This is a genomic window from Microbacterium protaetiae (assembly GCF_004135285.1).
In the GTDB taxonomy this organism is placed as follows: domain Bacteria; phylum Actinomycetota; class Actinomycetes; order Actinomycetales; family Microbacteriaceae; genus Microbacterium; species Microbacterium protaetiae.
The window spans coordinates 2,304,719-2,327,672 of record NZ_CP035494.1 but is presented as its reverse complement, the minus strand read 5'-3'; the positions used below and the strand labels follow the sequence as shown (position 1 = coordinate 2,327,672).

Sequence of the window (22,954 nt, the reverse complement as noted above, 5' to 3'; positions counted from 1 at the left end):
GCGGACGGTGCGGGAGACGCTGAAGTCGTCGAGGAACTGCCGGGCCACGGCGGGATGCCGCGCGGCGTGCGAGACTGGAGACCGGGCGTGCGTACCAGCAACGTCGTCCGGGAAGGCCCCATGAAGATCACCCGAACATCCGACTGGCGCGACGCCCTGGCATTCGAAACGCCGATGATCGCCGATACCGTCATGCCCGGCGAACCCGCCCGCTGCGTCACCTGCGGCGTCGAAACCGAGCCGCTGCCCCGCACGCAGCTGTGGGCCGTCAAGCACCGGCATCCACACGACCCGGCCGGATCGGTGCGGCTCTACTGCGCCGCGCATGCGCCGAAGGCCGCGGCACCGGTGGCATCTGCGGCCGCTGCGGCATCTGCGACCCAGTCGGCCCACGATCGGGGCACTGCCTCGGCGCCTCGTACGCCGCGCGCCGCCGCGCCGCGCGCCCATCGAGCCGCGGTGCCCAAGCCCGTCGAGAAGCCCGATGTGGTCTGCCCCGACTGCTACATGGTCGTGGCGCCCAGCGGCATCTGCGGGGTGTGCGGCCAGAAGGTGGCGTAGTCCGCGTCAGGCGTTGCGCGCGTTGCGCCAGGCCAGCCAGCGGTTCACGAGCTCATAGTCCCATTCGGGGCCCTGCAGGGCGAGCGTGAAAAGGCGCACCCCGGCGTCGTACAGGGCTGTGGCATCCGTCTCGTCGCGATTGTGCAGCTCGTTCGAGACGATCAGGCCTGACACGTCGCGCTGCTCTCGCTCGGCCCAGCGCTCTATGACGTCGATCTTGTGTGCGAGGTCGTCGGCGCCGACGAAGCTGTGCCAGATGTCTGCGTGCCGCGCCACCAGGCGCAGCGTCTTGCGCTCGCCCTTGCCGCCGATCATGACCGGGATGTCGCGGACCGGTGCCGGGTTCAGCTTCGTCCACCGGTCCTCGACCCGCCGCAATCCCTCGGCGAGCGCATCCAGGCGAGTGCCGGGCGTGCCGAACTCGTAGCCGTACTCGTCGTAGTCGCGCTCGAACCAGCCGGCCCCGGTGCCGAAGATGAACCGCCCGCCCGAGATGTGGTCAAGCGTGCGGGCCATATCTGCTTGCAGATCGGGGTTGCGGTATCCGTTGCAGTTGACGAGGGTGCCCAACTCGACACGCTCTGTCTGCTCGGCCCAGGCGCCGAGCATGGTCCACGCCTCGAAGTGCGTGCCGTCGGGGTCGCCGTACAGCGGGAAGAAGTGGTCCCAGTTGAAAAGGATGTCGACCCCGGCGTCTTCGAGGCGGCGCACCGCGTCGCGCAGGTCGGAGTACTGAACTTGTTCGGGACGCAGCTGCACGCCGATGCGCACGGGGGTGTCGAGGAGCACGGGTTCAGCCTACGCGGCGCGACCGTGCCGCTGCGATCGGCCCGGTGACCTCACGCACCGCGGCCACCCACGCGCCGCGCACGCCCACCCACCCGCTGACCTCACACACCGCGGCCACCCACGCGCCGCGCGCACCCACCCACCCGCTGACCTCACACACCGCGGACACCCACGCGCCGCGCACGCCCACCCACCCGCTGACCTCACACACCGCGGACACCCACGCGCCGCGCACGCCCACCCACCCGCTGCGCGCGGACGGCCTTCAGAAACGCGTCGATGATGTCCCAGACGGCGATGATGCCGATCGCGCCGGCGATGATGCCGATCGCGCCGGCGATGATCCACGTCACCAGGCGATGCACGAGCGCGGCATCCGCCCCGGCGACGATCTCGAAGAACACGGGATTGAGCAGTGCGCCACCCACGTACACGAGCAGACCGATCACAGCAAGACCCAGCACGGCATTCACGGCCGCCAGCGGCAGGCTCCATCGGCCCCGCACGTGCACGGCCACCGCCAGCACGGCACCGGCGGCCATGATGACGAACAGCACGATGATCGCGACCGGCCACAACTGCGGGTTCAGGAACGAGACCCGATGCCCCACCACGAAACCGATCAGCTGATCCCAGATGATGGCGCCGACGAGGATCAGCGTCATGACGATGCTCGCGATCATGTCGGCGAAGGTTGCGCCGTGCTGCTTCGGCTCGGGCAGCCGATCGGGCGTCCAGGGACCGGCATCCATCGTCTCGTGGCCCGTGCGCTCGAGGATGACGAATACGAGCGTCGTCCAGAAGGCGACGTGCAGCACCGCTGTGAGCACCGCTGCCACCGTGCTGCCCACGATGTCGCCGACGGGGGCGTCCGACAGTATCTGACCAAGTGCGACACCGAAGGCCACGCTTGGCAGCACTATCCACATCAGCAGCTTCAGCAGCCGCCACCAGTCGAGGTAGTAGCGCGGGCCGATCAGGTGCAGCTGGCGTCCGGTGTAGCCGGCGGCGAGCTTCTCGGGATCGCCCAGCTCTGTGAGCACGGCCCGCTCGGCCGTGTCGGCCACCTCGCCACTGTCGGTGCGCGCCTCGATCTGGTCGGCGATGGATGCCGCCAACTCGGCGGACAGGTCTGCCCGCTGCTTCTCCGGGACGGTGCGCATCGCTGCGTCGACATAGCGGTCGGTGAGAGTCATGTCAGTCCCCCTTCGGGAGCTCGGCGATCGCGCTCGCGATCGCGTGGAAGTCTTCGGTGAGCGCGCCGGCGAGCATCGCGCCGGCGCGGCTGGTGCGGTAGAACTTGCGCGGCCGGGATTCGTCGGTGTTCCACTCGCTGGTCAGGTACCCCTGCTTCTCGAGGCGTCGCAGCAACGGGTAGAGAGTGTTGGCGTCGGTGGTGAAGCCGCGACGCCCGAGTTCTTCGAGCAGGCCGTATCCGTAGCCGGGCTCGACGAGCAGGCGCAGGCAGGCGAGCACGACAGTGCCGCGTCGCAGCTCTTGCAGGTGCGTCTCGAGGCTTTCATTCACGCATCACACGTTACTGTGTGTCACACACTATTGTCAATGCTGCACCCTTGCTTTCCCGTCGTCGCGCCTGTGCCACCAATGCGAGGCGGAAGATCGGCGACACGATGGCCACGCCGGCCCGAATCGTCGCTTCGCGCGCCCGAGGCGACAAGATCAGACGGGGAGACCGCCCGCGCCTCAGCGCCCCGTCCGACTTCGTCGCTTCGCGCGCCCGAAGCGACAACATCGGACAGCGAGACCACCACCGCCCACTCGAGCCCCGCAGCCCCGCCCCGCGCCAGCAACTCCCGTCCCACATCGTCGCTTCCCACCCCCCAAGCGACAACATCGGACGGGGAAACCGCCCACGCCTCAGCGCCCCGTCCGACTTCGTCGCTTCACGAGTCCGAGGCGACAAGATCGGACGGGGAGACCACCACCGCCGACTCCAGCCCCGCAGCACCCACCCCACATCGCCGACTCCCGCCCCACATCGTCGCTTCCCACCCCCCAAGCGACAACATCGGACGGGGAAACCGCCCACGCCTCAGCGCCCCGTCCGACTTCGTCGCTTCACAAGCCCGAAGCGACAACATCGGACCGGGAGACCACCACCGCCGACTCCAGCCCCGCAGCCCCGCCCCACGCCGGCAACTCCCGTCCCACATCGTCGCTTCCCACCCTCCAAGCGACGACATCGCACGGGGAGGACGCCCACGCCTCAGCGCCCCGTCCCACATCGTCGCTTCACAAGCCCGAGGCGACAACATCGGACGGGGAGACCACCACCGCCGACTCCAGCCCCGCAGCCCCGCCCCGCGTCGGCAACTCCCGCCCCACATCGTCGCTTCCCACCCTCCAAGCGACAACATCGGACCGGGAGACCACCAGCGCCCGGCAACCCCGTCCGACTTCGTCGCTTCACAAGCCCGAAGCGACAAGACCGCACGGCGCACGGCCGTTCACGGCAGGATGGAGACGTGAACACGCCCCCTCTCGGTGAACTGCTCGAGACCGCCCGCATCGTCGCGCTGCCGATGGCCACGCGGTTCCGCGGAATCACGACCCGCGAAGCGCTGCTGTTCGAAGGCCCCGAGGGCTGGAGCGAGTTCTCCCCGTTTGTCGAGTACGAGGATGCCGAAGCCTCGGCCTGGCTCGCTGCGGCGATCGACTTCGCCTGGAACCAGCAGCCGGCGCCCGTGCGCGCCGCCGTTCCCGTCAACGCCACGGTGCCCGCGGTGGCCGCCGACGAGGTGCCCGGGGTGCTCGCCCGCTTCGACGGATGCCGCACCGCCAAGGTCAAAGTTGCCGAGACCGGGCAGACCCTGGCCGATGACATCGCGCGCGTGCACGCGGTGCGCACCGCGATGGGCCCCGAGGGCCGCGTTCGCATCGATGCGAACGGCGGCTGGAACGTCGACGAAGCCGAACGTGCCGTGCACGCTCTGGCCGACGCTGACCTCGAGTACATCGAGCAGCCGTGCGCGAGCGTCGACGAACTCGCGGAGTTGCGCCGCCGCATCGTGCGCTGGGACATCCCGATCGCCGCCGACGAGAGCGTTCGCAAGGCCGACGATCCGCTCGCCGTCGCGCGGGCGGGCGCCGCCGACATCGTCATCGTCAAGGCGCAACCCCTGGGCGGCGTGCGCCGCGCCCTCGAGATCGTCACCGAAGCCGGACTGCCGGCCGTGGTCTCCAGCGCCCTGGACACCTCGATCGGGCTCGCGATGGGCACGGCCCTGGCCGCAGCGCTGCCCGACCTCGATCACGACTGCGGGCTGGGCACATCGTCGCTTTTTATTCGGGATGTCGCAACCCCGCCACTGCGTCCCACCGGCGGCGTGCTGCCAGTGGGACGGATCGCCCCCGACGACGACGCGCTGTCTCGCCTCGCGGCTGCCCCGGCCCGCACCGCCTGGTGGCTCGCGCGCCTGGAACGCTGCTACGGGATGCTCGCCGACTGACGCCCGCCCGCCCATCCGCGCACTCGCTGCCGCCCGCCCGCGCCTCCCCACCGAGCCCACCCACGTGCCGATGCTCACGTTTGCTCACCCGCGCCGGGCCGTCTGCGCCGGGCCGTCTGCGCCGGGCCGTCTGCGCTGGGCCGTCTGCGCCGGGCCGCCCGGGCCGGGCCCCCGCCCGGGCCGTGGCACAACTCAGTCTGAGTACGGCGCCACATAGCCGCAAACCGCGGATTCCCGCGGACGGCATCCGCGCCACCAAAATCTCAGACTGAGTTATTGCCCACCTACCCACCAAGGCTCGCGTCTGCCCGCTGACTGACGCACCCGCCCGCGCATCCGCGCATCCGCGCGGCCTTCCACCCGCGCATCCGCGCCGAGCCCCGCCCGCCCGTGTCACAACTCAGTCTGAGAACGGCGCCACATAGCCGCAAACCGCGGATTCCCGCGGACGGCATCCGCGCCACCGAAATCTCAGACTGAGTTATTGCCCACCTGCCACCGAGGCCCACGTCTGCCCGCGCATCCGCGGGCCCGCCCGGCGCACCCGCGCCCGGCCGCCGGGCCGCCCGCGCCGGGCCATCCGCGCCGGGCCGCGCACCCGCGCATCCGCGCCAGGCCGCCCACCCGCGCATCCGCGCGCGGCCCCCGCCCGCCCGTGTCACAACTCAGTCTGAGAGCGGCGCCGCACAGCCGCGAACCGCGGATTCCCGCAGGCACCGAACCCGCCGAAGAAATCTCAGACTGAGCTGTTACCCGCGTGCGAGCGGTCTTCTTCGACGTCGCGGATGCCGGCGGCCACCGCCTTGCGAATCACCCAATACAGCGCATAGAGCGAAGCGCCGGTGAGCACGACGACGAAGGCGAAGCCGGTGAAAGGATCCATGCCCACCAGCATGGCACCGCCCGCGCGGCGGCCGTCAGCTCACGCGCTCGGAAAGCCCTCGACCACGGCGGCGGCCAGCGCGTGCGTGCGTCGTCCCATCAGTGCGGCGGTCGCCCTGTCGTCGAGTCGGTCGGTGATGGCGCTGACCGCCGTGCTCTCCCAAAGCTCGAGCATGATCTGCGCGAACTCTCGCGCGGGCATGCGCAGCGTCATGCCATAGGTGGCGACGAGGTCTTCGATGATCGCCGTCACGCGGGCGACCATGCCGTCCATCCATGCGCGATACGACCGTGCCGTCTCTTCATCGCGCATCGCCCGCGTGCGGATCTCGCTCATCAGCAGCACGCCCTGACGGGAGTCCAGCGAGACATCGACGAGCTGCTGCACGATCTCGTCGGGCCGCGCCGCGGGTTCGGCGCCGCCGGTGATCTGCCGCACCCGCTCGGTGATGGTCGCGAGCTTGCGCTCCGATACAGTGCGCGCCAGTTCGAGGAACAGCTCGTCCTTCGACGCGAAGTTGGAGTAGAAGGCGCCGCGCGTGAATCCGGCGCGCTCGCAGACGGCTTCGACGGATGCCGCATCCAGCCCGACATCGGCGAACACATCGAAGGCTGCGTCCAGCAGACGCGCGCGAGTGTTCTCCCTGCTCCGGGTCCCGGTCACGGCGTCGGTCACAGCATCCCCTTCGGATTCACAGCGGGCGTCCGGGTTCAGCCTGGCCCTTCGGTTTACGATACACAAGTGTATTCGATACACTCCTGTATTGGATACAGCGTTGTATCGGAATCACCCGCCCATTCACCGGAGGCTCCGTGTCCACTCTTCTCGCCGCTCTCGGGCGCTGGTCTTTCCGCCACCCGTGGCGCGTGCTCGTCACCTGGCTGCTGCTGCTCTGCATCGCCGGCGGCGGGGTTGCGCTGTTCGCACAGGGCACCGACAACTCGTTCTCGATCCCCGGCACCGAATCGCAAGAAGGGCTCGAGCAGCTCAGTCGTACCTTCCCGCAGGTCAGTGGCACGAGTGCGCAGGCGATCGTCGTCGCCCCCGAGGGCCAGAAGGTGGATGCCGCGCCCTTCACGACCGACGTGAAGTCCACGATCGCCGACATCGAGAAGCTCCCCGGTGTACTGGCCGTCTCGGATCCCTTCTCAGATCAGGTCGACGGACTCGTCTCGGACGACGGCACCGCCGCCATCATCCAGATGCAGTTCAAGGGCCAGGTCACCGATATCTCCGACAGCACGAAGTCGAGCCTGGAAGCGGTCATCTCCGACCTGCGCACCGAGCTGCCCGACGGATCGGCGGTCGAGCTCGGCGGTGATCTTTTCGCGACGGAGCTGCCCACCATCTCGATCACCGAGGCCGTCGGTCTGGTCATCGCTCTGCTGGTGCTGATCGTCACCTTCCGATCGTTCCTGGTGGCCGGGATGCCGCTGCTCACGGCCCTGCTGGGCGTCGGTCTTTCGATGGCCCTGATCTATGTGTCCACGGCGTTCTCGTCGATCTCGTCGACCACTCCCCTGCTCGCCCTCATGCTCGGCCTTGCCGTGGGCATCGACTATGCGCTGTTCATCATCTCGCGACATCAGGACCAAGTGCGCGACGGAATGGACCCCGAAGAGTCGGCATCACGCGCGACCGGCACGGCCGGATCGGCGGTCGTGTTCGCCGGCGTCACGGTGCTGATCGCCCTCATCGGCCTCGCGTTCGCGCAGATCCCGTTCCTGACCACGATGGGCATCGCCGCCGCCGTGGCCGTGGCGATCGCCGTGGCGGTCGCCGTCACGCTCACCCCCGCGTTCCTCGGCTTCGCGAAGGGTCGTGTGGTGGGCTGGCGTCGCAGGTCCCCGGCCGCTCAGCCCCCGGACCTTGAGCGAGCGAGCGCAGCGAGCGAGTCGAAACGCACTGCGGAAGAGAGCGATGTCGTTTCGGCTCACTCACCGACCCCGGCGAAGAAGGGCTTCGCCACCCGCTGGGTGGGCCTGGTCACGCGGCATCCGATCGTCACGACCGTCGCAGTCGTGGCATCCCTCGGCGCGCTCTCGGTGCCGGCCGCGAGCCTGGCACTCGCCCTGCCGAACGCCGGCATGCTGCCCGAAGGCAGCCAGGCGCGCCAGACCTACGACCTGGTCAGCGAGCACTTCGGACCCGGCTTCAACGGCCCGCTCATCATGACCGGAACGATCGTCACCAGCGACGATCCACTGAACCTCATGCACGACATCGGCGATGACATCGCCAAGCTCCCGGGCGTCGCCTCGATCGCGCTGGCGACACCCAACGAGACGGCCGACACCGGCATCGTGCAGATCATCCCGACCACCGCGCCTGACGACCCGGCCACCGCCGACCTCGTGCGCGAGCTGCGCGACCAGCACGATCGCATTCTCGACGAGTACGGCGTCGATATGAAGGTCACCGGGTTCACGGCCGTCGCCATCGACATCTCCGATCGGCTCGGCGGCGCGCTGCTGCCGTTCGGCGTATTCGTGGTGGGCCTCTCGCTTGTGCTGCTGGCGATAGTGTTCCGCTCGATCTGGGTGCCGCTGAAGGCCGCCGCGGGTTACCTGCTGTCGGTCGGTGCCGCGTTCGGCATCGTCTCGCTGGTATTCGTGCACGGTGTCGGCGCCGACCTGCTGAACGTCACGAAGGTCGGCCCGATCATCAGCTTCATGCCCATCGTGCTGATGGGCGTGCTGTTCGGTCTCGCAATGGACTACGAGGTGTTCCTCGTCTCGCGCATGCGCGAAGACTTCGTGCATGCCCGGCGTCGCGGCGACGGGCGCACACCGCGGCAGACAGCGCAAGACGCCGTGCGCTCCGGCTACACTGCCTCGGCCCGCGTGGTCACCGCCGCCGCGGTCATCATGTTCGCCGTGTTCGCGGCCTTCGTCCCCGAGGGCGACATGAACCTCAAGCCCATCGCGCTGGGACTGGCATCGGGCGTGGCCATCGACGCGTTCCTGGTGCGCATGACGCTCGTGCCCGCCGTCATGGCGCTGCTCGGCGACAAGGCGTGGTGGATGCCGGCGTGGCTGGCCCGTCGCCTGCCCCATTTCGACATCGAGGGCGAAGCCGTCGAGCGCGAGATCGCGCTGGCCGACTGGCCCGAGCCGCATATGACCGCTGCCGTGGTGTCCGAAGGCCTCGAGTTGACCACCGCCGACGGCGCGACGCTGTACCGCGACGCGACGCTGCGGGTCGAACCCGGCGGCACCCTCGTCCTGCACAGCGCCGACCACCGCTCGGCGCGCGCCCTCGCGCTCACCGTCGCGGGACGCGTCGCCCCCACCGACGGGCGTCTCAAGGTCGACGGACACCTGCTGCCCGGCCGCGCCATGTGGGTGCGCGGTCATGTCGGCGTCGCACTGCTGACCGGTGCGGCCGACCCCGCCGCAGACATCCGCGGCGCGTTGAAGCGTCGCACCCGCGTGCTTGTGATCGACGGACTGGATGCCGCAGTCTCGGCCGGCACGCGCGATCAAGTGACCGCCGAGCTGCGGGATGCCGCATCCGTGACACCGGATCTGACCGTCATCGCGACCGCCGCCGACGCGGCTGCCGCACGAACACTCCTGGCCGAAGCCGGGCGCGCCAGCGATGTCATCGACGTCAGCACCGCGCCCCGCCGCGCCTCTCACGCCGCACTCTCTGCGGCCGCCGACTCTCCCGAGGTGATCGCATGACCCTGCCCATCGAGCGCTCCCGCTCCCGCAAGCCCGTCACGTGGCTGACGGTGCTCGGCGTGTTGTTGCTGCCGGTGCTCATCGGCGGCATCCTGGTCGCCGCGCTCTACAACCCCACCGAGCGGCTCGATGCCATGAACGCCGCCATCGTCAACAACGATGAGGCCGTCACCTTGAACGGGCAGATGGTGCCGCTGGGGCGCCAGCTGACCGCCGGACTGGTCAAGGGCTCCGACGACGCCGACAGCAACCTGAACTGGACGATCTCGAACACCGACGACGCCAAGGAGGGTCTGGCCGACGGCACCTACCAGGCCGTCGTGACGATTCCCAAGGACTTCTCGGCCGCGGCCGTCTCGCCCGGGCAGCAGCTGTCGGGCGCCGACGATTCGGCGCAGCAGGCGACGATCCTGGTCGACACCGCACCTGACGCGCGTGTGGTCGACGATGCCATCACCGCGCAGGTGTCGCAGACCGCGGCCACCGTGCTCGGGCAGACACTGTCGTCATCGACCCTCGAGAATGTCTTCTTGAGCTTTACGACGCTCGGCGACCAGCTGGGCGACGCCGCCGAGGGTGCCTCGTCGCTCGCCGACGGGGCCGACACGGCCGCCGATGGCACGATCAGCCTGGCCGACGGCATCGGCAAGCTGTCGACCGGCGCCGCGACGCTGGCCGACGGGGCCGACGGCATCGCCTCAGGCATCGGCAAGCTCGGCGACGGCGCGAGCGGCGTCGCCACCGGCGTCGGGCAGCTGGCCGACGGCGCCTCATCGTGGGCCGCGGGCGCCCAGAAGGCGGCCGATGGCCTGGACACGTGGGCAGGCGGCGCCGGAACGCTGGCTGCGAACACCCGGCAGCTGTCCGACGGCCTGTCGCAGGCGGCATCCGGCCTGTCTGAAGTGCCGCAGATTCCGCAGGAGCTCGTCGACGCGACGAACCAGCTCGCCGCCAACAGCGAGCAGATCAAGGCCGGCGTGAACGACACGATCTCACAGCTCGACGCCGCCGCCGCCGAGTGCTCGGCTCAGGGCGGGTCCGACCAACTGTGCGCGACACTGCAGCAGGCCGTCGACACCGCCAAGGACTCGCTCCCCCAGGTCACCGGTGTCATCGACCAGTCGGGCACCATCGCACAGGGCGTCGCCGGTCTCAACCAGCTCTCGCAGCTGGGCACCGGGCTCACCCAGCTCTCCGACGGCATGTCGCAGGTCGCCGACGGCATGGACGGCCTCGCCACCGGCGCCACCGATGCCGCGACCGGCGTCGACACGCTCGCCGACGGGGCGACCTCGCTCGCCTCGGGGGCCTCCCAGGCCGCCGACGGCGCCACCTCGCTCGCCTCCGGCGCTGCCCAGGCAGCCGACGGAGCCTCGCAGTGGGCCGACGGCGCCCACACCTTGGCCGACGGCGCAACCAATGCTGCCAACGGTGCCGACGACCTCGGCGCGGGCATCGGCAAGCTCGCCGACGGGGCCGACTCGCTGTCGTCGGGCCTGACGAAGGCCACCGACGCGCTGCCCTCATTCACCGACAAGCAGGCCGCGTCACTGGCATCCGTCGTCTCTGACCCGGTGGCGGCCGACGGCGTGGGAGAGAACATGTTCGGTGCATCGGCGATCCCCCTCCTAGCGATGCTGGCGCTGTGGTTCGGCGGCCTCGGGTCGTTCATCGCCCTGCAGGCAGTATCGCGCCGGGCTCTGACATCCCGTCGCCCCTCGGCTCTGCTGGCCCTGCGCTCACTGGCCCCTGCGGCCGTCATCGGCGCGGTGCAGGGACTTCTCGTGGCCGGGGTCGTGCAGCTCGCGGCATCCTACGACTGGGGAACCTGGTCGATCTTCGCCATGGTGTGCGTGATCGCCGGGGTCGCGTTCGCGGCGGTGAACCAGGCTCTGGTCGCGGTGCTCGGCGGCGCCGGACGCTGGATCGCGGCCCTGGTGGGAGTGTTCGTCGTGGCGACCGGTGTGGTCTCGACCGTTCCGGGGCTGCTCGTGTCGATAGCGAGCGTGCTGCCGACGGCTCCCGGAATGACGGCGGGGCTCGCCGCGCTGACGAGCGCTTCGGGGCTCGGTGCCGGGATCGCGGGAATGCTCATCTGGTCCGTGCTCGCGTTCGGAGCGACCGTGCTGGCTGTGATGCGGCGGCGCTCGACGTCAGCGGCAGCGCTGCTGCGCGGAGCGCCTGCCACTGCCTGAACACCCAACGCTCAAGTAGTGGTAAGCGGAGGAGTTTTGCGTGGCGAGCGTCATATCCAAACTCCGGGCTCGCTATTGGCGGAACGCCTCGACCGGTTCAACGTGGGTGGCGCGTATGGCCGGGTACAGCCCCGCAATGGTCCCTACTGCAACCCCCAGCAACGGGCCCACGATCAGAGACCACGGCTCGATGATCGCGGACCACCCGAGCAGTACGCAAACGATAGTGATCGTGGCCACACCTAGCGCTGTGCCCAGCGAGCCTCCAAGCAGACCCCGCACCCCGGACTCGATTAGGAATTGAGCGGCGACGTGCCGAGGTAACGCACCGAGCGAACGTCGGAGTGCGATCTCGCGTGTGCGTGCGATAACACCGATGAGGGAGACGTTGGCGATACCCACCCCGCTGACGACGATGCCGATCCCGGCCAACGAGTAGAAAAGAAACTGCGTGAACCCTCCGACTCGATCGCGAACCAACGTTGGTAGTGGAGGCGGCGTGATTTTATATGTATCGGGAGATCGCGGGTTGAGTGCAAACGCGATCTGCTTGCTGACCGTTGCTGCGGCGCCGCTGGCAGTATCGACGACCATTTGCTCGTTCTGCCCGGGAGGCAAGAAGTGAGTTCGTGCATACTCGGCCGGGACAGTCACCGAGTTCAGCGCGGCGCTCGAGCCACGGGTGTCTCTGACGATCCCGATCACGACCAATCGCTGACCGTTGACGATGACAGCCGTTTGATCCGATAGGTCGGAGATGCCCAGGTCCTTAGCGACACTAGCACCGAGGACTGCGACGGGTTGGTCGCGAAGGAATGAGTCGAAGACCCGCCCAGTCTTCAGAGTCGGACCGATAAGCGTCCAGTATCCCGGAGTGGCTGCACGTACAGGTGGCTGAACAGTCGATGGAGGAACAATCGAATCGGACAACCGTGAAACTGCAGCGTCCGACACAGCCCATGAGCGGCCCACGGCCGTCACCCCATTGATCGCCGCGACTGCCTGATCGGCATTATCGGGAAAGAGCGCATCCGCGGCCTCTCCACCCGCCGGTACCACCTGGATCAGCGTTGCTTCAGCGGAAAGGAACTCGTTGTTAATCTGCCCGTTCGCGCTCGTAGTCATGCCGAGCACCGATATGAAAGAGGCGACGCCGAGCGCGATACCGGTGACAGTGAGCGGCGACCGTGACGCGCGAAGCATCACGCCTGACATCGCCTCCTGAAGAATTCTCTGCAGAGAGGGACGCACTCTGGCCCGCTTGCGTGCGATCACACTGCGGACTCAGATTCTGGCATACGCTCGGTGAGTGCTCCGTCGAGGATGGCGACAGTTCGGTTGCCTCGACGTGCAGCGGCGTGATCGTGGGTGATTAGGAGGATCGTTCTACCCGCTGCGTTCAGCCGATCGAAAAGACCCATGATTTTCTCGGCCGTTGAACTATCAAGGTTCCCTGTGGGCTCATCGCAAAGCAGAATGGAGGGGTCGCCGGCAAGCGCCCGAGCGATGGCGACACGTTGTTGCTGCCCCCCCGAGAGCTCACTCGGCATATTGTTTTCTCGCCCTCCAAGACCGACTGACTCAAGCGCGGCTGTCGCAAGCCTGCGGGATTCTTTCGCTGTGTTCCCCGTGTACAGATCTGAAAGCATGACGTTCTCAACGCAAGTACGTTGTTCGAGGAGCTGGAATGACTGGAACACGAACCCGATGTGCGAGCCTCGCGCTCTGGCGCGCTGATCCTCGGAGTAGGCGATAACATCCTCGCCCTTAAGGCGGAGGTTCCCTGATGTGGGCGTATCGAGTAGGCCGATGAGATTGAGCAGGGTCGACTTTCCCGACCCTGAAGGACCCACCACAGTCACATAATCACCCTCGTACACGGTGAGAGTGCATTCGTGCAACGCCATGATCTCAGGCGGTCCCGCGTACAGACGGCTTATCCGAGAAAGCTCCACAACGGGCCTCATTGCGCTCCCACCACTACGTCGTCTCCGATGTCGAGCCCCCCGTTCGCCACCCGGATGAGAGCCTGTCCTCCTCCCGTCTCACCCACTGTGACAAATACTCGAGCCTGGGCCCCTCCCACAATTCGCCGGACAAAAGGCCGGCCTACGGCGTCCGAATACACCGCAGATAAGGGAACGACCAGCCCAGATTTCGGCTTGTCGTCGGGTGTGACAATGATGTCGACCGGACTTTGAACGGCCTCGAAGCGCAGTGGATCGGAAGTGGAGACCCGCACGTGGACTTGATATGTTCCGGCATCGGACTTCATCAAGCCGGAGATGGCGACGATCCTTCCGGAATGTTCACCCCCGATCGCGGCCCCGGAGACGGTTACTTTCGCGCCGACAGCGAGCTTCTGCGATGTGGTTTCGGCTATGTCAGCCGTAACCTCGGGGGGGCTCGTAGCGACCTTCACCGCCGGTGCGCCCGCGGCCTCTCCAACAGCCCCACCGAGCGCCACGACACGAGCGGTATCCCCATTCCCGAACATCAGCTCACTCCTCAGTGCCGAAGAATCTATTGGAGCGCTGTAGCCCGCTCCCTGGTAGAGAGCGCGCAAAGCCGCGGCAGTCCCCGCACCGAATACACCGTCTGGTTCAGGTGCGCCGCCCCATGACTTGAGTGCACGTTGGAGGCGTAGGACATCCGGCCCGTGATCGCCCACATGCAGATCGCGCAGCAAGGGGATCTTGCCCTTGAGGTAAATCACCGGGCGGTCGCTGATCTCGATGACGGCCGCCCCCTCTCGCACCGTCTCGCCAACCGCGGCCGGCAACTTCGTGACGATGGCGGCCGATGCATCTGAAGGACGAACTGTGAACGCGACCAAGTCGCCCAGTGACACCTCTCCAGAAAATCTGAGTGGTTCGGCAACCGACCCTTCGGTAACCTTCGCGGTCAGCACCGTCAGTGGAGGGGGGGAGGTCTCGGCAGCCACTTGCGCCGGGGATCGCACGAACGCTACCGCCACTAGGGTGATCAGAACAGACAGCGCCGAGGTCAAGACGAGTAGCCAAAGCACGCGGTGGCTTGCAGACATATCCTGAGCCCTATTCCTAATCATCTCCAGGCCGTGTTCGGAACGTGGGTAAGTGGCTAGTGTCAGCCAACAAGGTGATCCAGCGTATGAAGACGTTCACTCTCCGCCCTCAAGGCGGATTCAAAGAATTCAGGTGTTTTGTCTATCGCCTGCTGCTGGTAGGCGCCGAGCACGAAATAGAACGTATCAGGCCACCTTGATGACTTGGTACATTTGACGTCCGCGACGGCTACAGAAACTGCGTACGGTGAGACATCACCCGCATTCGAAACCGCCCCATCATCGACTCGCTCAAACTCGAACCCGGAGTCTGCCATGCACGACACCCAGTCTGCCATTCGTGCCTTGACTCTATCGTCGCCGAACGTCAGCCCGTAAGCATCGTTCTCGACTTCAGTCAAGCTGACGAGCGGTGTGCCAAGTTCCTTGTCAACCAATCGCGCGCATCCTCCGCTCGGCGGCAGCTTCCCAGCCCCATTACGTGGCATCTCGTCGTCCGACAGCTGCGTTTGAGCCCCGGCATCGCCAATTATCACGGCTTCATCTGGGCCATACAGGGCGCCACTTATCCTGGCATAATCAATCGGGCTCGCATCGTAATTGTATGGAGATAGGTTCGCGGGGTTCGAGAGATAAAACCCACTGCCATTCTGCCAAGGCGCGCCGGGGGGCGCGGTATAGGCGAACTCGCTCGCCTGACTCGCGGTCATAGTACCCAGCCACCCGCCCCATTGATACTGTGCTGGTGTCTGACCGTCGCCGTCAAAAGTCTGTTTCATATAGTCTCCCGAGAATCTCGCTGACAGACCATATTCTTCGAGGCACCGCCCGAGAAGCAGCGACGTTCCCTGCTGTAGTCTTTCTCGATCCAGACGATTCAACTCGTACTTTTCGAACGGTAGGGTGCTGTTCGCGGTGAAGCTTGGCAACACTGACGGAATCTCTGGGCGTTCCCAGCCATCCCCCATATCTGATGATGCACAGCCGCCTAGCGCGAGAATCATCGATCCCGCCAGCGCGAATCGGGCCGACGCGGCCCCCGATCGATTCAATACGTCTCCTCTATCAACGGGACAAGCTCCTTAGCCTCCACAACGATTCGGACAGCGAGGAGGCCTTGACTCAGATTCCGGTGTAACCGCTCCACGAGCCGCAACCAACCTCCGTGAGATTTGAGGTGATCGCACATGACTTGAGCCTCACGCTGGTGGACACATCCCAGTTCGGATATGCATATGCGGAACTGCCGGCACCGCCGTTAGCATTAACGAAACTGGTACCGCCTTTGTTGCCTTCCCAGTGCGTGCGAACCCGAGTGCCGCGCCCGCGACAAACTTACGAGAATTCATTGCTTGACCTTTCGTGATTGTCCAGCTACTGAGCAGATCACTCGCGCCGCTCACGTCCCAACGGTGGAGATCTGGAGAGTGTAACGAGCCATTGCGGCCGAGCGCACTCCCCGCATCGGGAGAATCGTCGGGCGCGACGTGACAGTCATGTTTCCTCACCTCCGACGGTGAGGGGTCTGTCAACTTAACGGTGTCACTGGGGTGTGTTGTCATGCTGCTCTCGGGCTGCTGAGGCGACCATCGAATCGGACGTCGAATGCGTTGAGCGCCTGCTTCCAACGCTGGGTCTAGCGGGCTCTGCCCTTCCCTGTGGGGTCCAGGGCCATCACAGCGAGATAGACGCATTTGAACGCGTCGGGCGAGTTCGATGAGTGCGTTCACGGCTTCGGTGCCGCCGTTGGATGACCGGTCGGGGTTCTCCAGTAGGCGAGGAACGCTTCGCGCCACTGGGCGAGGGTGCGGCCCAACCGTGCGATCTCCGGGATCGGGCATGACGGGAACGAGTCGAGGACGTGTTCGGCGATCTTGCGACCGGCGGTAAGGTCGGGTTCCCGGTAGGCGTCGCGGAGTTGCTGCGCGCACTGCCATGCGATGTCGACCTCGACGTGTTCTTCTCTTACCGTGAATGTTGCTTCGAGGCGTTGCTTCTGCCGGTCGGTGAGTCGTTCTCTGCCGGCGCGGAGGATGTTGCGGATCCCGTAGAGCGGGTCGCCCCTGCGGCCGCGGTGGCCGAGGGTGTCTTGTTGGACGCGGCGGCGGACCTCGTCGACGAGTTCGTCGCCGAGGGCTTTCTTATAGCCGGCGAACGGGTCCAACGTCGCGATCTGCACCTGGTCACGGAACTGCTCGCCGCGCTCTTGCAGCCAGTCCGCGTAGGCCTTCGCGGAGCGGCCGGGCACGAGGTCGAGCAGTCTGGCGCGCACGCGTCCGCTGGCGTCACGGGTCAGGTCGACCATCCCGGTGAGTTCTTTCGCGCCGCGTCCGCCGTCCTCGACGGGCTTCCTGGAGACGTGATGCCAGAGATGCTCATCGACACCGAGGGTTCTCACGCCCTGGAAGCGGGACTCGTCCGCTGCACGCTTCTCCAGCACCGGCTTGACGTGTCGCCAGACCGTCTTCCCCGACACCCCAAGCTGCCGGGCGATGCCTTGCACCGAGGCGTTCTCTGGCCGCATCTGCCCGACCGCCCACGAGATGGAGCGAGCCGTGAGTTGCGCCCGCGGGGCGGCGACGGCAGCGTCCTGCTCAGTGAACGACCTCACCGCACACGCGTCGTCGCCGCATCGGAACCGGCGCTTGCGCCACCGGACACGCACCGGAGCAGCCCCCACCGGCGCGTCGATCAGCACGAGTGTCTTGCGGCCCCTGGACTCAGCGACCTGCCCGCACCGCGGGCACCCCACCGGACCCGGCGGCGACTCGACATCAATGACGAGCACCCCATCGCCGCGGCGCTCCACAGCGAACACGTGAAGCCCGCCACGGTCCACGAGCACACCACAACGGTCACAGTAGACAACAGAAGATGGGCACGCCGCCACGCACCCCGTAGCATCAGGCACGGGTCGAGGACTCCGAAGAACGGTTGGCTTGGTCGCTACCGATCCTCGAGCCCTCGACCCACCTCACGCCCTTACGCCACGGCCCAGAGAATCACCCCAACCCCCACCACCTAAAGTCAGAAGAGCCACTAATCCGGCTCTTCGCACCACCTCATCTATCAAAGGCATGACCACAACAGAATCGCGGCTATGCTCACGCCATGACGGACAGCGAACGAACAGTTGGCGGCGGGCCTCCCCGCACCGGACTGCGTGATCGCGCGCTCCGATGCCTGGTAGGCCCGCGATTCATCGACTTACCGACCCGCGCTCTCACCTTCATCGTTGCCGCTTCTGGGATATTTTGGGGCGTGCTCGAAAGCGACGATCTCGCATACGTCACGCTCTACTACGTGTCCCAAATTCTCGTCCTTGTGGTCGCGTTTATTCCGCTCTCGGGCAGTGTGCTGTGCGTAGTTCTCGGTGCGCTCCTGTGCATCCGATACCCGGACTTCCTTAACAATTTCGACTTTCCAATCTACGTCGCCGCCGCCGTCATGCTCTCTCGCGGCCGGTGGCGGTCCTGGCTGGGTCTATCTCTTCTTGCGATGGGATTTGATTTCGGAATGCATGCTTTATCGCCAAACAGTCCGGTTGACTTCGGATACGTTGCCTACACCGCAGTGCTTACTTCAGCACTCGGCATCTCGGGATTCTTAATCGAGCGTCGTCTAAATCGTGAACTTAGTACGCGTGCGCGTGATGCTCGAGAGTACGAGCAGCGCGTTCAGAACGAGCGGATTGATCTCGCGATAAACGCACATGACACTATCTCTCAGGGCTTGGCGACTGAAGCCGCGATAATCAGACTTCTCTCAGCACAAGCGACTGAGGAGGAACGCATACCCATGCTCACCGAGCTATCGCTAGTAAACGCGGATACGAAGCAGCAACTCAGCCATCTGCTGGCGCGGCTTACGGGCCCGGTGACCGGTCCTACTGGAGGATCGGGGGCCCTCTACCAGGGTTTGGACGCACTCCGTGCAGCTGCCGAAACGGGCAGGATCGAGCTCCGCTTGGAGCACTCCGCGGAACTCGAACGTCTACCCATCGAGACGATCAACGACATGCTCCTCGCCATGCGCGAACTGGTGACCAACATGGTGAAACATGCCGCCCGCGACCAACCGTGTGAACTGAAGGTTTTCGTTGAAGGATGCGAGCCCGCAGAGTTGGTTCTCGCATCTCGAAATTACGCTCTGGATACAGCCGGGCATCCGCCCCGGAGCCTCTCCCTACGCGCGAAGCGACTTGGGGGATCGTGCACGGCAGGAGTCGAAGATGGCATCTACAGCGTGGAGTTTCGGCTTCCCCTTCCCTGCTCGATTCCCCCTGATTAGGGAGAGCGCAACGAGTGGCCGAGGATGTTCCCTTGAAGCGTGCGAAACATCCTGTTGACCCTGTTGACCATCGCTCCTATTGTGGCTGCCATTGGCTTCCCCGCCCATTCCTCGGTCGAGCAACGCTCCTCCACCATCGTCTCTGTTTCGGCAGACGGGCTCGCGCCCAGCGCAACGCCAGCGCAGTGCGCATACTGGAAAGCACACAACCAACCTCTCGATCTGAAGTACTGCACCTGATCCCTTGCGTCACCTTCCGAATTCGCTCATCTCCGTTCTGGTCGTTGACAACGACCGGTGGGTCACTCGCGCGCTGGCCGCGGCAATCAAGTCAACCGAAGATCTTGAGGTTGTAGCGGCGGTACACAGTGGTGAGGAAGCTATCGAAGCCTATGAGAGGCAGCGTCCGGACGTCGTCCTTATGGACGTGAACATGGCGCCCGGTATGAATGGGATCGATGCGACGACATCGATTCTCGAACACGATCCGTCCGCTAATATCGTCGTGCTCACGACGTTGGCCCCCGGCCCCGGTCTCGCCCACGCACTCGCTGCTGGCGCCATCGCCGTTGTGGACAAGAACGCTTCTGACGCGACGCTGTTCAAGACGGTGCGCCTGGCCGCCCGGGGTGAGAACCCTGCGCTCTTGAGGGGACTGATCGAAGGCGTCCTAATCAGCGGCGACAAGCTCGGCGACGCGCCGACGGTGGTACCGAATTTGACCCGGTCAGAACGGCAGGTACTCAAGCTCATCTGTACGGGTCTCACCTACGGGGAAATTGCGCAACAACTACATGTCGCAGAGTCTACCGTCCTCTTCCATACAAAGTCCCTGCGGATGAAGGTCGGCGCAAAGAATCTCGCTCAACTCGTCATACGCGCGATCGAATATCGATATGTCGATCTGATCTGAATAGTCGTTCTGGGCCCTGATCCACTGGTCGGGGTGGTGAGGCATGGCGTGCTGGGAAGTGAGATGTCCACCTGGTCTGGGGGAAATCTTGAGTGTCTAGTGTCGCGTGTACACGACCACCCGACCTCTCCACCGACTTACATCAATAACACACCAGAGACTCGGTCGTCCCACTGACGTTATTCCAGCTCTGCGCATATGCAGTGGCGAGCACCGCGCTTCCACTTCGCGCCTCGAGTCGACCAGTCGATCTGGCGTCTGCGATTGACCGCACTGGCGAGCCAAGCGCCGTCGGCGATACCGTCGCGCAGGACGTCCACGACAGCCTATTGCCTCCCATCGTCGCCGCCGAGAATGCGCACACGCTTCCATTCGGGCAGCTCCCAATCGCTTCGCGGGTTCGTTCGTTCGGGACGACCAACGTCATTTCCTTCTCAAGCCAACACGCCGTGTGCGAGTCGATGATCTGACCGCCCGGGACCAGTTCGAGCGCGTCCAGGATAGCCGGTGCCACGTCGTCTGCGTGCGCGGGTGCCGCTCCGAGCACACCCCCATCGACGCAGTAACGAAAGCCAGCGCGCAGGTCCTCATTGACAACTTCATTTGTCCACATCCCAGAGTGTGTAGGAGATAACCGAGCCCGCGGGAATTCCATACGCCTCGGTCGTGCGTTGTGCTTCCACAGCGACGATGCGACCCGTGTCGCGCGACACGAGAAGTATCTTGCGAACACCGGGGAAACTCGATGAGTCAGCAGCCACACCGATTACGTCCCGGTCAGCCCGGTCCACAGTGCTCCCGAGAACGAAGACATCACTCTCGGCGAGCACAACCCCAAGGAGAACCCGCTGTTGCTCGCTTGTCAGCGTCCAATACGAGAAGGTATTCACGATGGCATCGATCATGTCGGCGCCGCGGCCGCCGGACGCGAGTCCGGCTTGTTTGAGCATGTTCACTATGTCGCGTGTCGAATCGCCCGGCGGCAACGGGATCGGCGTCTCAAACTGGCCAGCCCCAAATGGGGTGTCTACAAGAACTGTGCCCTTGACCGGCGCATCGGCGGCTGGAATCGAGTCGCCCGCATCTGCAGAGTAAGGCGCTCCAGCGGAAATCGTGGTTCGACCGGAAAGATCCGCAGACCACACCGTCGACGTTATCTGAGGTGCGATCACGGCCGCAGACTTCACAGCACCATCGCCGAGAGCGAGTTGCAAGTACCATCCCACCGAGTAGGACTCACGAAGCGGCGTGCGTGGACCGCTGTGTTGCTCTGTTGCTACCGTGCGCTTCACCATCTCAAGAACGTCTTGCGGACTCTGACTCGTCGGCGTGAACGGCAAGGGACGCGGTGTCACAGCGCTCGCAGGCGCTGTTCGGATGACAGCCGGCGCGACAACGAGGAGGAACGCAAGTACTGCTGTCAACACAGCCAGCGGGGTCCTCACCGCCCATCGTCGGCGAGCCACGCCCCGAGCGGGCATCATCGACGACATGTATATACCCGCGTAGATCCTGTCCCGGATCTCCATCTGGCGCAGTGTCGGTTCGCTGTCCGCAGTCTGCATCTCTGGATCGGCCGCCGCGATCAGTTGACCGATACCCTCATCATCCATGTCTGTCCAACACCTCCCAACGAAGACTCTTCGCCTAGCAGCTGACGGAGCTTGCCCCTTCCTCGGCTCAAAGCAGTCCATACGGATGCGGTGCTGCATCCGAGAACAGTGGCGACCTCTTGCGCGCTGAGCTGATCCCAATAGGTGAGCAGAATCACCTCGCGCTCCCGATTCCCAAGCCCGGCGAGCGCTTCGCGGACTGCGAGGCGATCGATGTGGCTGATGCCGTTTGCTGCGACGATGCTGTTGTCAATGAGCGATTGTTCCGCCCTGCGGCGACGGGCCGCTGACCGGTAGTACTGCATGACCTTGTTGCGCGCCGTCGCGTACAGCCATGGCAATGCGGCTTCTGTCGAAGTCAACTTGGCCAACGCCACCATAAACGTCTCGGCGGCGATGTCTTCCGCGTGACCGCGATCCGCGACGCGTCGTCTTACATACCTGAGAACATCAATGAAGTGCGCGTCATACAGCTCATTGAACTCCTGCTGGTGCAGCTCAACGTCGACAACATACGTGCTGAAGCCACGACGAGGTGGCTTCCAAAACCAAGGACGGGACCGTCATGAGCAAAGTGACCCAACGGGCGAGCCGGCGATGGAGGGCGACGGCGACGCTGGTCGGCATCGCCGTCTCATCCTTGCTGATGTTGACCGCATGCCACCCGGATACGCCTGTCACGGAATGCACACCTACTGCGAGTTCGACCTCGGACGCCAGCCGTGGCGTTGACACCGGCGCACCCTGCCTGGCCGCGAGCCCAACGACACCCGGGTTGCAAACGCAACAACTCAACACCGGCCTGCCCGTGCCCGACGTGCTGAACGACTACCTGCAAGTGGAGATTCTCATCGGCCCAGGCGGTGGTCCTTGCTCATCGACACCGGCGGGTCTGGGGACATTGCCCGATCGATGTACGGTCCTCGCAAGTTCCCTCGCGGATAGCCTCGATACCGTGTTGTGGTCCCCGTCGGACGTCATCAACGAGGCGATGTTCGGCACCGGCGCCGATACGTACTACAGCGTGACATCCGTCGGCTACTCGGAGTCGAGAGCGCACACCTTCATGTACCGCATGTCGGTGTGGCGGTTCCCCGGATCCGCTCACGCCAGCACACAGCCGCTCATGAAGCTGATCGGCGGGTGCCAGCCATCACGTGAGGACTTCCTCGGCAACGAGCGAACTGTTCTGTATGACGACGGTGATGCAGCCATCATCCTGTTCCAACGCGACCAGAAGGTGTATCTCATTGACAGTATCCGTCCCGTCGGGCCGTCTGGAGAATCACTCGACACGCTCGACACTTCGTCGGGGCTTCTGCCCACATCGGCCATGAATGACATCGAACAATGGTGGACGGACCAGTCCGACAAAGTGCTTGCATCGATCAGTCCGAAGTCGACGTGATTCTGGCACCACCCTCTCTTAAACGCCGATAGCCGCGAGGTCCGACCGCGAGTGCCGGCATTTCGTGATCGCTCAACATGACGGGCGGCGGCGACGCGTC

20 protein-coding genes and 1 pseudogene are annotated in these 22,954 nt (G+C 65.4%); 7 read left to right on the top strand and 14 right to left on the bottom strand.

The features are described 5' to 3' along the window. Window positions 1-120: 120 nt before the first annotated feature. Window positions 121-561, top strand: a complete 441-nt coding sequence (locus tag ET475_RS10805) for a glucose-6-phosphate dehydrogenase (RefSeq protein ID WP_129389800.1) — start codon at window positions 121-123, stop codon at window positions 559-561. A 6-nt stretch (window positions 562-567) separates the two neighbouring features. Here ET475_RS10805 and ET475_RS10800 read toward each other — a convergent pair whose 3' ends face one another. From ET475_RS10800 to ET475_RS10785, 4 genes are read right to left on the bottom strand one after another with little or no spacing between them, the layout of a single operon-like run. Then, window positions 568-1,350, bottom strand: coding sequence for an LLM class F420-dependent oxidoreductase (locus ET475_RS10800; protein WP_129389797.1), 783 nt, complete (start codon window positions 1,348-1,350; stop codon window positions 568-570). A gap of 4 nt (window positions 1,351-1,354) precedes the next feature. Further along, window positions 1,355-1,561: a hypothetical protein gene (locus ET475_RS10795; protein ID WP_129389794.1), complete on the bottom strand. Its 207-nt coding sequence runs from the start codon at window positions 1,559-1,561 to the stop codon at window positions 1,355-1,357. Further along, window positions 1,554-2,546, bottom strand: coding sequence for a permease prefix domain 1-containing protein (locus ET475_RS10790; RefSeq protein WP_129389791.1), 993 nt, complete (start codon window positions 2,544-2,546; stop codon window positions 1,554-1,556). The genes ET475_RS10795 and ET475_RS10790 overlap by 8 nt, the downstream gene beginning before the upstream one ends. Before the next feature lies 1 nt (window position 2,547). Then, the gene (locus tag ET475_RS10785; protein WP_129389788.1) at window positions 2,548-2,877 is read right to left on the bottom strand and encodes a PadR family transcriptional regulator; all 330 of its coding nucleotides are present in this window, start codon (window positions 2,875-2,877) and stop codon (window positions 2,548-2,550) included. A 959-nt stretch (window positions 2,878-3,836) separates the two neighbouring features. Between ET475_RS10785 and ET475_RS18140 the strand changes: the two genes are divergently transcribed. Further along, a complete protein-coding gene (locus ET475_RS18140) occupies window positions 3,837-4,820 on the top strand; it encodes an o-succinylbenzoate synthase (RefSeq protein WP_129389785.1) in 984 nt (327 codons plus the stop codon). A 736-nt stretch (window positions 4,821-5,556) separates the two neighbouring features. On the opposite strand, the gene ET475_RS17860 is transcribed toward ET475_RS18140, so the two are convergent. Both ET475_RS17860 and ET475_RS10775 read right to left on the bottom strand, forming a co-directional pair. After that, window positions 5,557-5,703, bottom strand: coding sequence for a hypothetical protein (locus ET475_RS17860; RefSeq protein ID WP_165310879.1), 147 nt, complete (start codon window positions 5,701-5,703; stop codon window positions 5,557-5,559). 39 nt (window positions 5,704-5,742) lie between these two features. Further along, a complete protein-coding gene (locus ET475_RS10775; protein ID WP_242497602.1) occupies window positions 5,743-6,378 on the bottom strand; it encodes a TetR/AcrR family transcriptional regulator in 636 nt (211 codons plus the stop codon). 137 nt (window positions 6,379-6,515) lie between these two features. Between ET475_RS10775 and ET475_RS10770 the strand changes: the two genes are divergently transcribed. Together ET475_RS10770 and ET475_RS10765 are read left to right on the top strand one after the other, a co-directional pair. Continuing rightward, window positions 6,516-9,389: an MMPL family transporter gene (locus ET475_RS10770; RefSeq protein WP_129389782.1), complete on the top strand. Its 2,874-nt coding sequence runs from the start codon at window positions 6,516-6,518 to the stop codon at window positions 9,387-9,389. Beyond that, window positions 9,386-11,584 (top strand): YhgE/Pip domain-containing protein, encoded by a 2,199-nt coding sequence (locus ET475_RS10765; protein ID WP_129389779.1) that lies wholly within the window; start codon window positions 9,386-9,388, stop codon window positions 11,582-11,584. Before ET475_RS10770 ends, ET475_RS10765 begins: the two co-directional genes overlap by 4 nt. 72 nt (window positions 11,585-11,656) lie before the next feature. Here ET475_RS10765 and ET475_RS10760 read toward each other — a convergent pair whose 3' ends face one another. From ET475_RS10760 to ET475_RS10735, 6 genes and pseudogenes are all read right to left on the bottom strand, one after another. After that, window positions 11,657-12,859 (bottom strand): ABC transporter permease, encoded by a 1,203-nt coding sequence (locus ET475_RS10760; RefSeq protein ID WP_129389776.1) that lies wholly within the window; start codon window positions 12,857-12,859, stop codon window positions 11,657-11,659. Beyond that, the gene (locus ET475_RS10755) at window positions 12,856-13,551 is read right to left on the bottom strand and encodes an ABC transporter ATP-binding protein (RefSeq protein ID WP_129389773.1); all 696 of its coding nucleotides are present in this window, start codon (window positions 13,549-13,551) and stop codon (window positions 12,856-12,858) included. Before ET475_RS10755 ends, ET475_RS10760 begins: the two co-directional genes overlap by 4 nt. Further along, entirely contained in the window at window positions 13,548-14,594 is a 1,047-nt protein-coding gene (locus ET475_RS10750; protein ID WP_165310877.1) for a peptidoglycan-binding protein, read from the bottom strand. The genes ET475_RS10755 and ET475_RS10750 overlap by 4 nt, the downstream gene beginning before the upstream one ends. 98 nt (window positions 14,595-14,692) lie before the next feature. Continuing rightward, window positions 14,693-15,634 carry a hypothetical protein gene (locus tag ET475_RS10745; RefSeq protein ID WP_129389767.1) on the bottom strand — a complete coding sequence of 314 codons (942 nt, stop codon included), beginning with the start codon at window positions 15,632-15,634 and terminating at the stop codon, window positions 14,693-14,695. A 554-nt stretch (window positions 15,635-16,188) separates the two neighbouring features. Beyond that, window positions 16,189-16,335 (bottom strand): annotated as a pseudogene (locus tag ET475_RS18420) (IS256 family transposase); the annotation flags it as partial. Between the two features lie 21 nt (window positions 16,336-16,356). After that, window positions 16,357-17,382 (bottom strand): transposase, encoded by a 1,026-nt coding sequence (locus tag ET475_RS10735; protein WP_422879944.1) that lies wholly within the window; start codon window positions 17,380-17,382, stop codon window positions 16,357-16,359. A 359-nt stretch (window positions 17,383-17,741) separates the two neighbouring features. Here ET475_RS10735 and ET475_RS10730 point away from each other — a divergent pair, with 359 nt between their 5' ends. Together ET475_RS10730 and ET475_RS10720 are read left to right on the top strand one after the other, a co-directional pair. Then, window positions 17,742-18,920, top strand: a complete 1,179-nt coding sequence (locus ET475_RS10730; RefSeq protein WP_129389764.1) for a sensor histidine kinase — start codon at window positions 17,742-17,744, stop codon at window positions 18,918-18,920. Between the two features lie 244 nt (window positions 18,921-19,164). After that, window positions 19,165-19,833 (top strand): response regulator transcription factor, encoded by a 669-nt coding sequence (locus tag ET475_RS10720; RefSeq protein WP_129389758.1) that lies wholly within the window; start codon window positions 19,165-19,167, stop codon window positions 19,831-19,833. 599 nt (window positions 19,834-20,432) lie between these two features. Here ET475_RS10720 and ET475_RS10715 read toward each other — a convergent pair. Both ET475_RS10715 and ET475_RS10710 read right to left on the bottom strand, forming a co-directional pair. Next, window positions 20,433-21,446 (bottom strand): hypothetical protein, encoded by a 1,014-nt coding sequence (locus ET475_RS10715; RefSeq protein WP_129389755.1) that lies wholly within the window; start codon window positions 21,444-21,446, stop codon window positions 20,433-20,435. Continuing rightward, entirely contained in the window at window positions 21,419-21,919 is a 501-nt protein-coding gene (locus tag ET475_RS10710) for an RNA polymerase sigma factor (RefSeq protein ID WP_277985774.1), read from the bottom strand. Before ET475_RS10710 ends, ET475_RS10715 begins: the two co-directional genes overlap by 28 nt. A gap of 92 nt (window positions 21,920-22,011) precedes the next feature. Between ET475_RS10710 and ET475_RS10705 the strand changes: the two genes are divergently transcribed. Next, complete coding sequence (locus ET475_RS10705) at window positions 22,012-22,854, top strand: hypothetical protein (protein ID WP_129389749.1); 843 nt, start codon at window positions 22,012-22,014, stop codon at window positions 22,852-22,854. Window positions 22,855-22,954 lie beyond the last annotated feature (100 nt).

Bases quoted from the DNA above. Each gene is read 5' to 3' on its own strand.
- ET475_RS10805 (WP_129389800.1), top strand. From the start codon at position 121: ATGAAGATCACCCGAACATCCGACTGGCGCGACGCCCTGGCATTCGAA.
- ET475_RS10790 (WP_129389791.1), bottom strand. From the start codon at position 2,546: ATGACTCTCACCGACCGCTATGTCGACGCAGCGATGCGCACCGTCCCG.
- ET475_RS17860 (WP_165310879.1), bottom strand. From the start codon at position 5,703: ATGGATCCTTTCACCGGCTTCGCCTTCGTCGTCGTGCTCACCGGCGCT.
- ET475_RS10765 (WP_129389779.1), top strand. From the start codon at position 9,386: ATGACCCTGCCCATCGAGCGCTCCCGCTCCCGCAAGCCCGTCACGTGG.
- ET475_RS10755 (WP_129389773.1), bottom strand. From the start codon at position 13,551: ATGAGGCCCGTTGTGGAGCTTTCTCGGATAAGCCGTCTGTACGCGGGA.
- ET475_RS10745 (WP_129389767.1), bottom strand. From the start codon at position 15,634: ATGATTCTCGCGCTAGGCGGCTGTGCATCATCAGATATGGGGGATGGC.
- ET475_RS10730 (WP_129389764.1), top strand. From the start codon at position 17,742: ATGACGGACAGCGAACGAACAGTTGGCGGCGGGCCTCCCCGCACCGGA.
- ET475_RS10715 (WP_129389755.1), bottom strand. From the start codon at position 21,446: ATGGATGATGAGGGTATCGGTCAACTGATCGCGGCGGCCGATCCAGAG.
- ET475_RS10705 (WP_129389749.1), top strand. From the start codon at position 22,012: ATGAGCAAAGTGACCCAACGGGCGAGCCGGCGATGGAGGGCGACGGCG.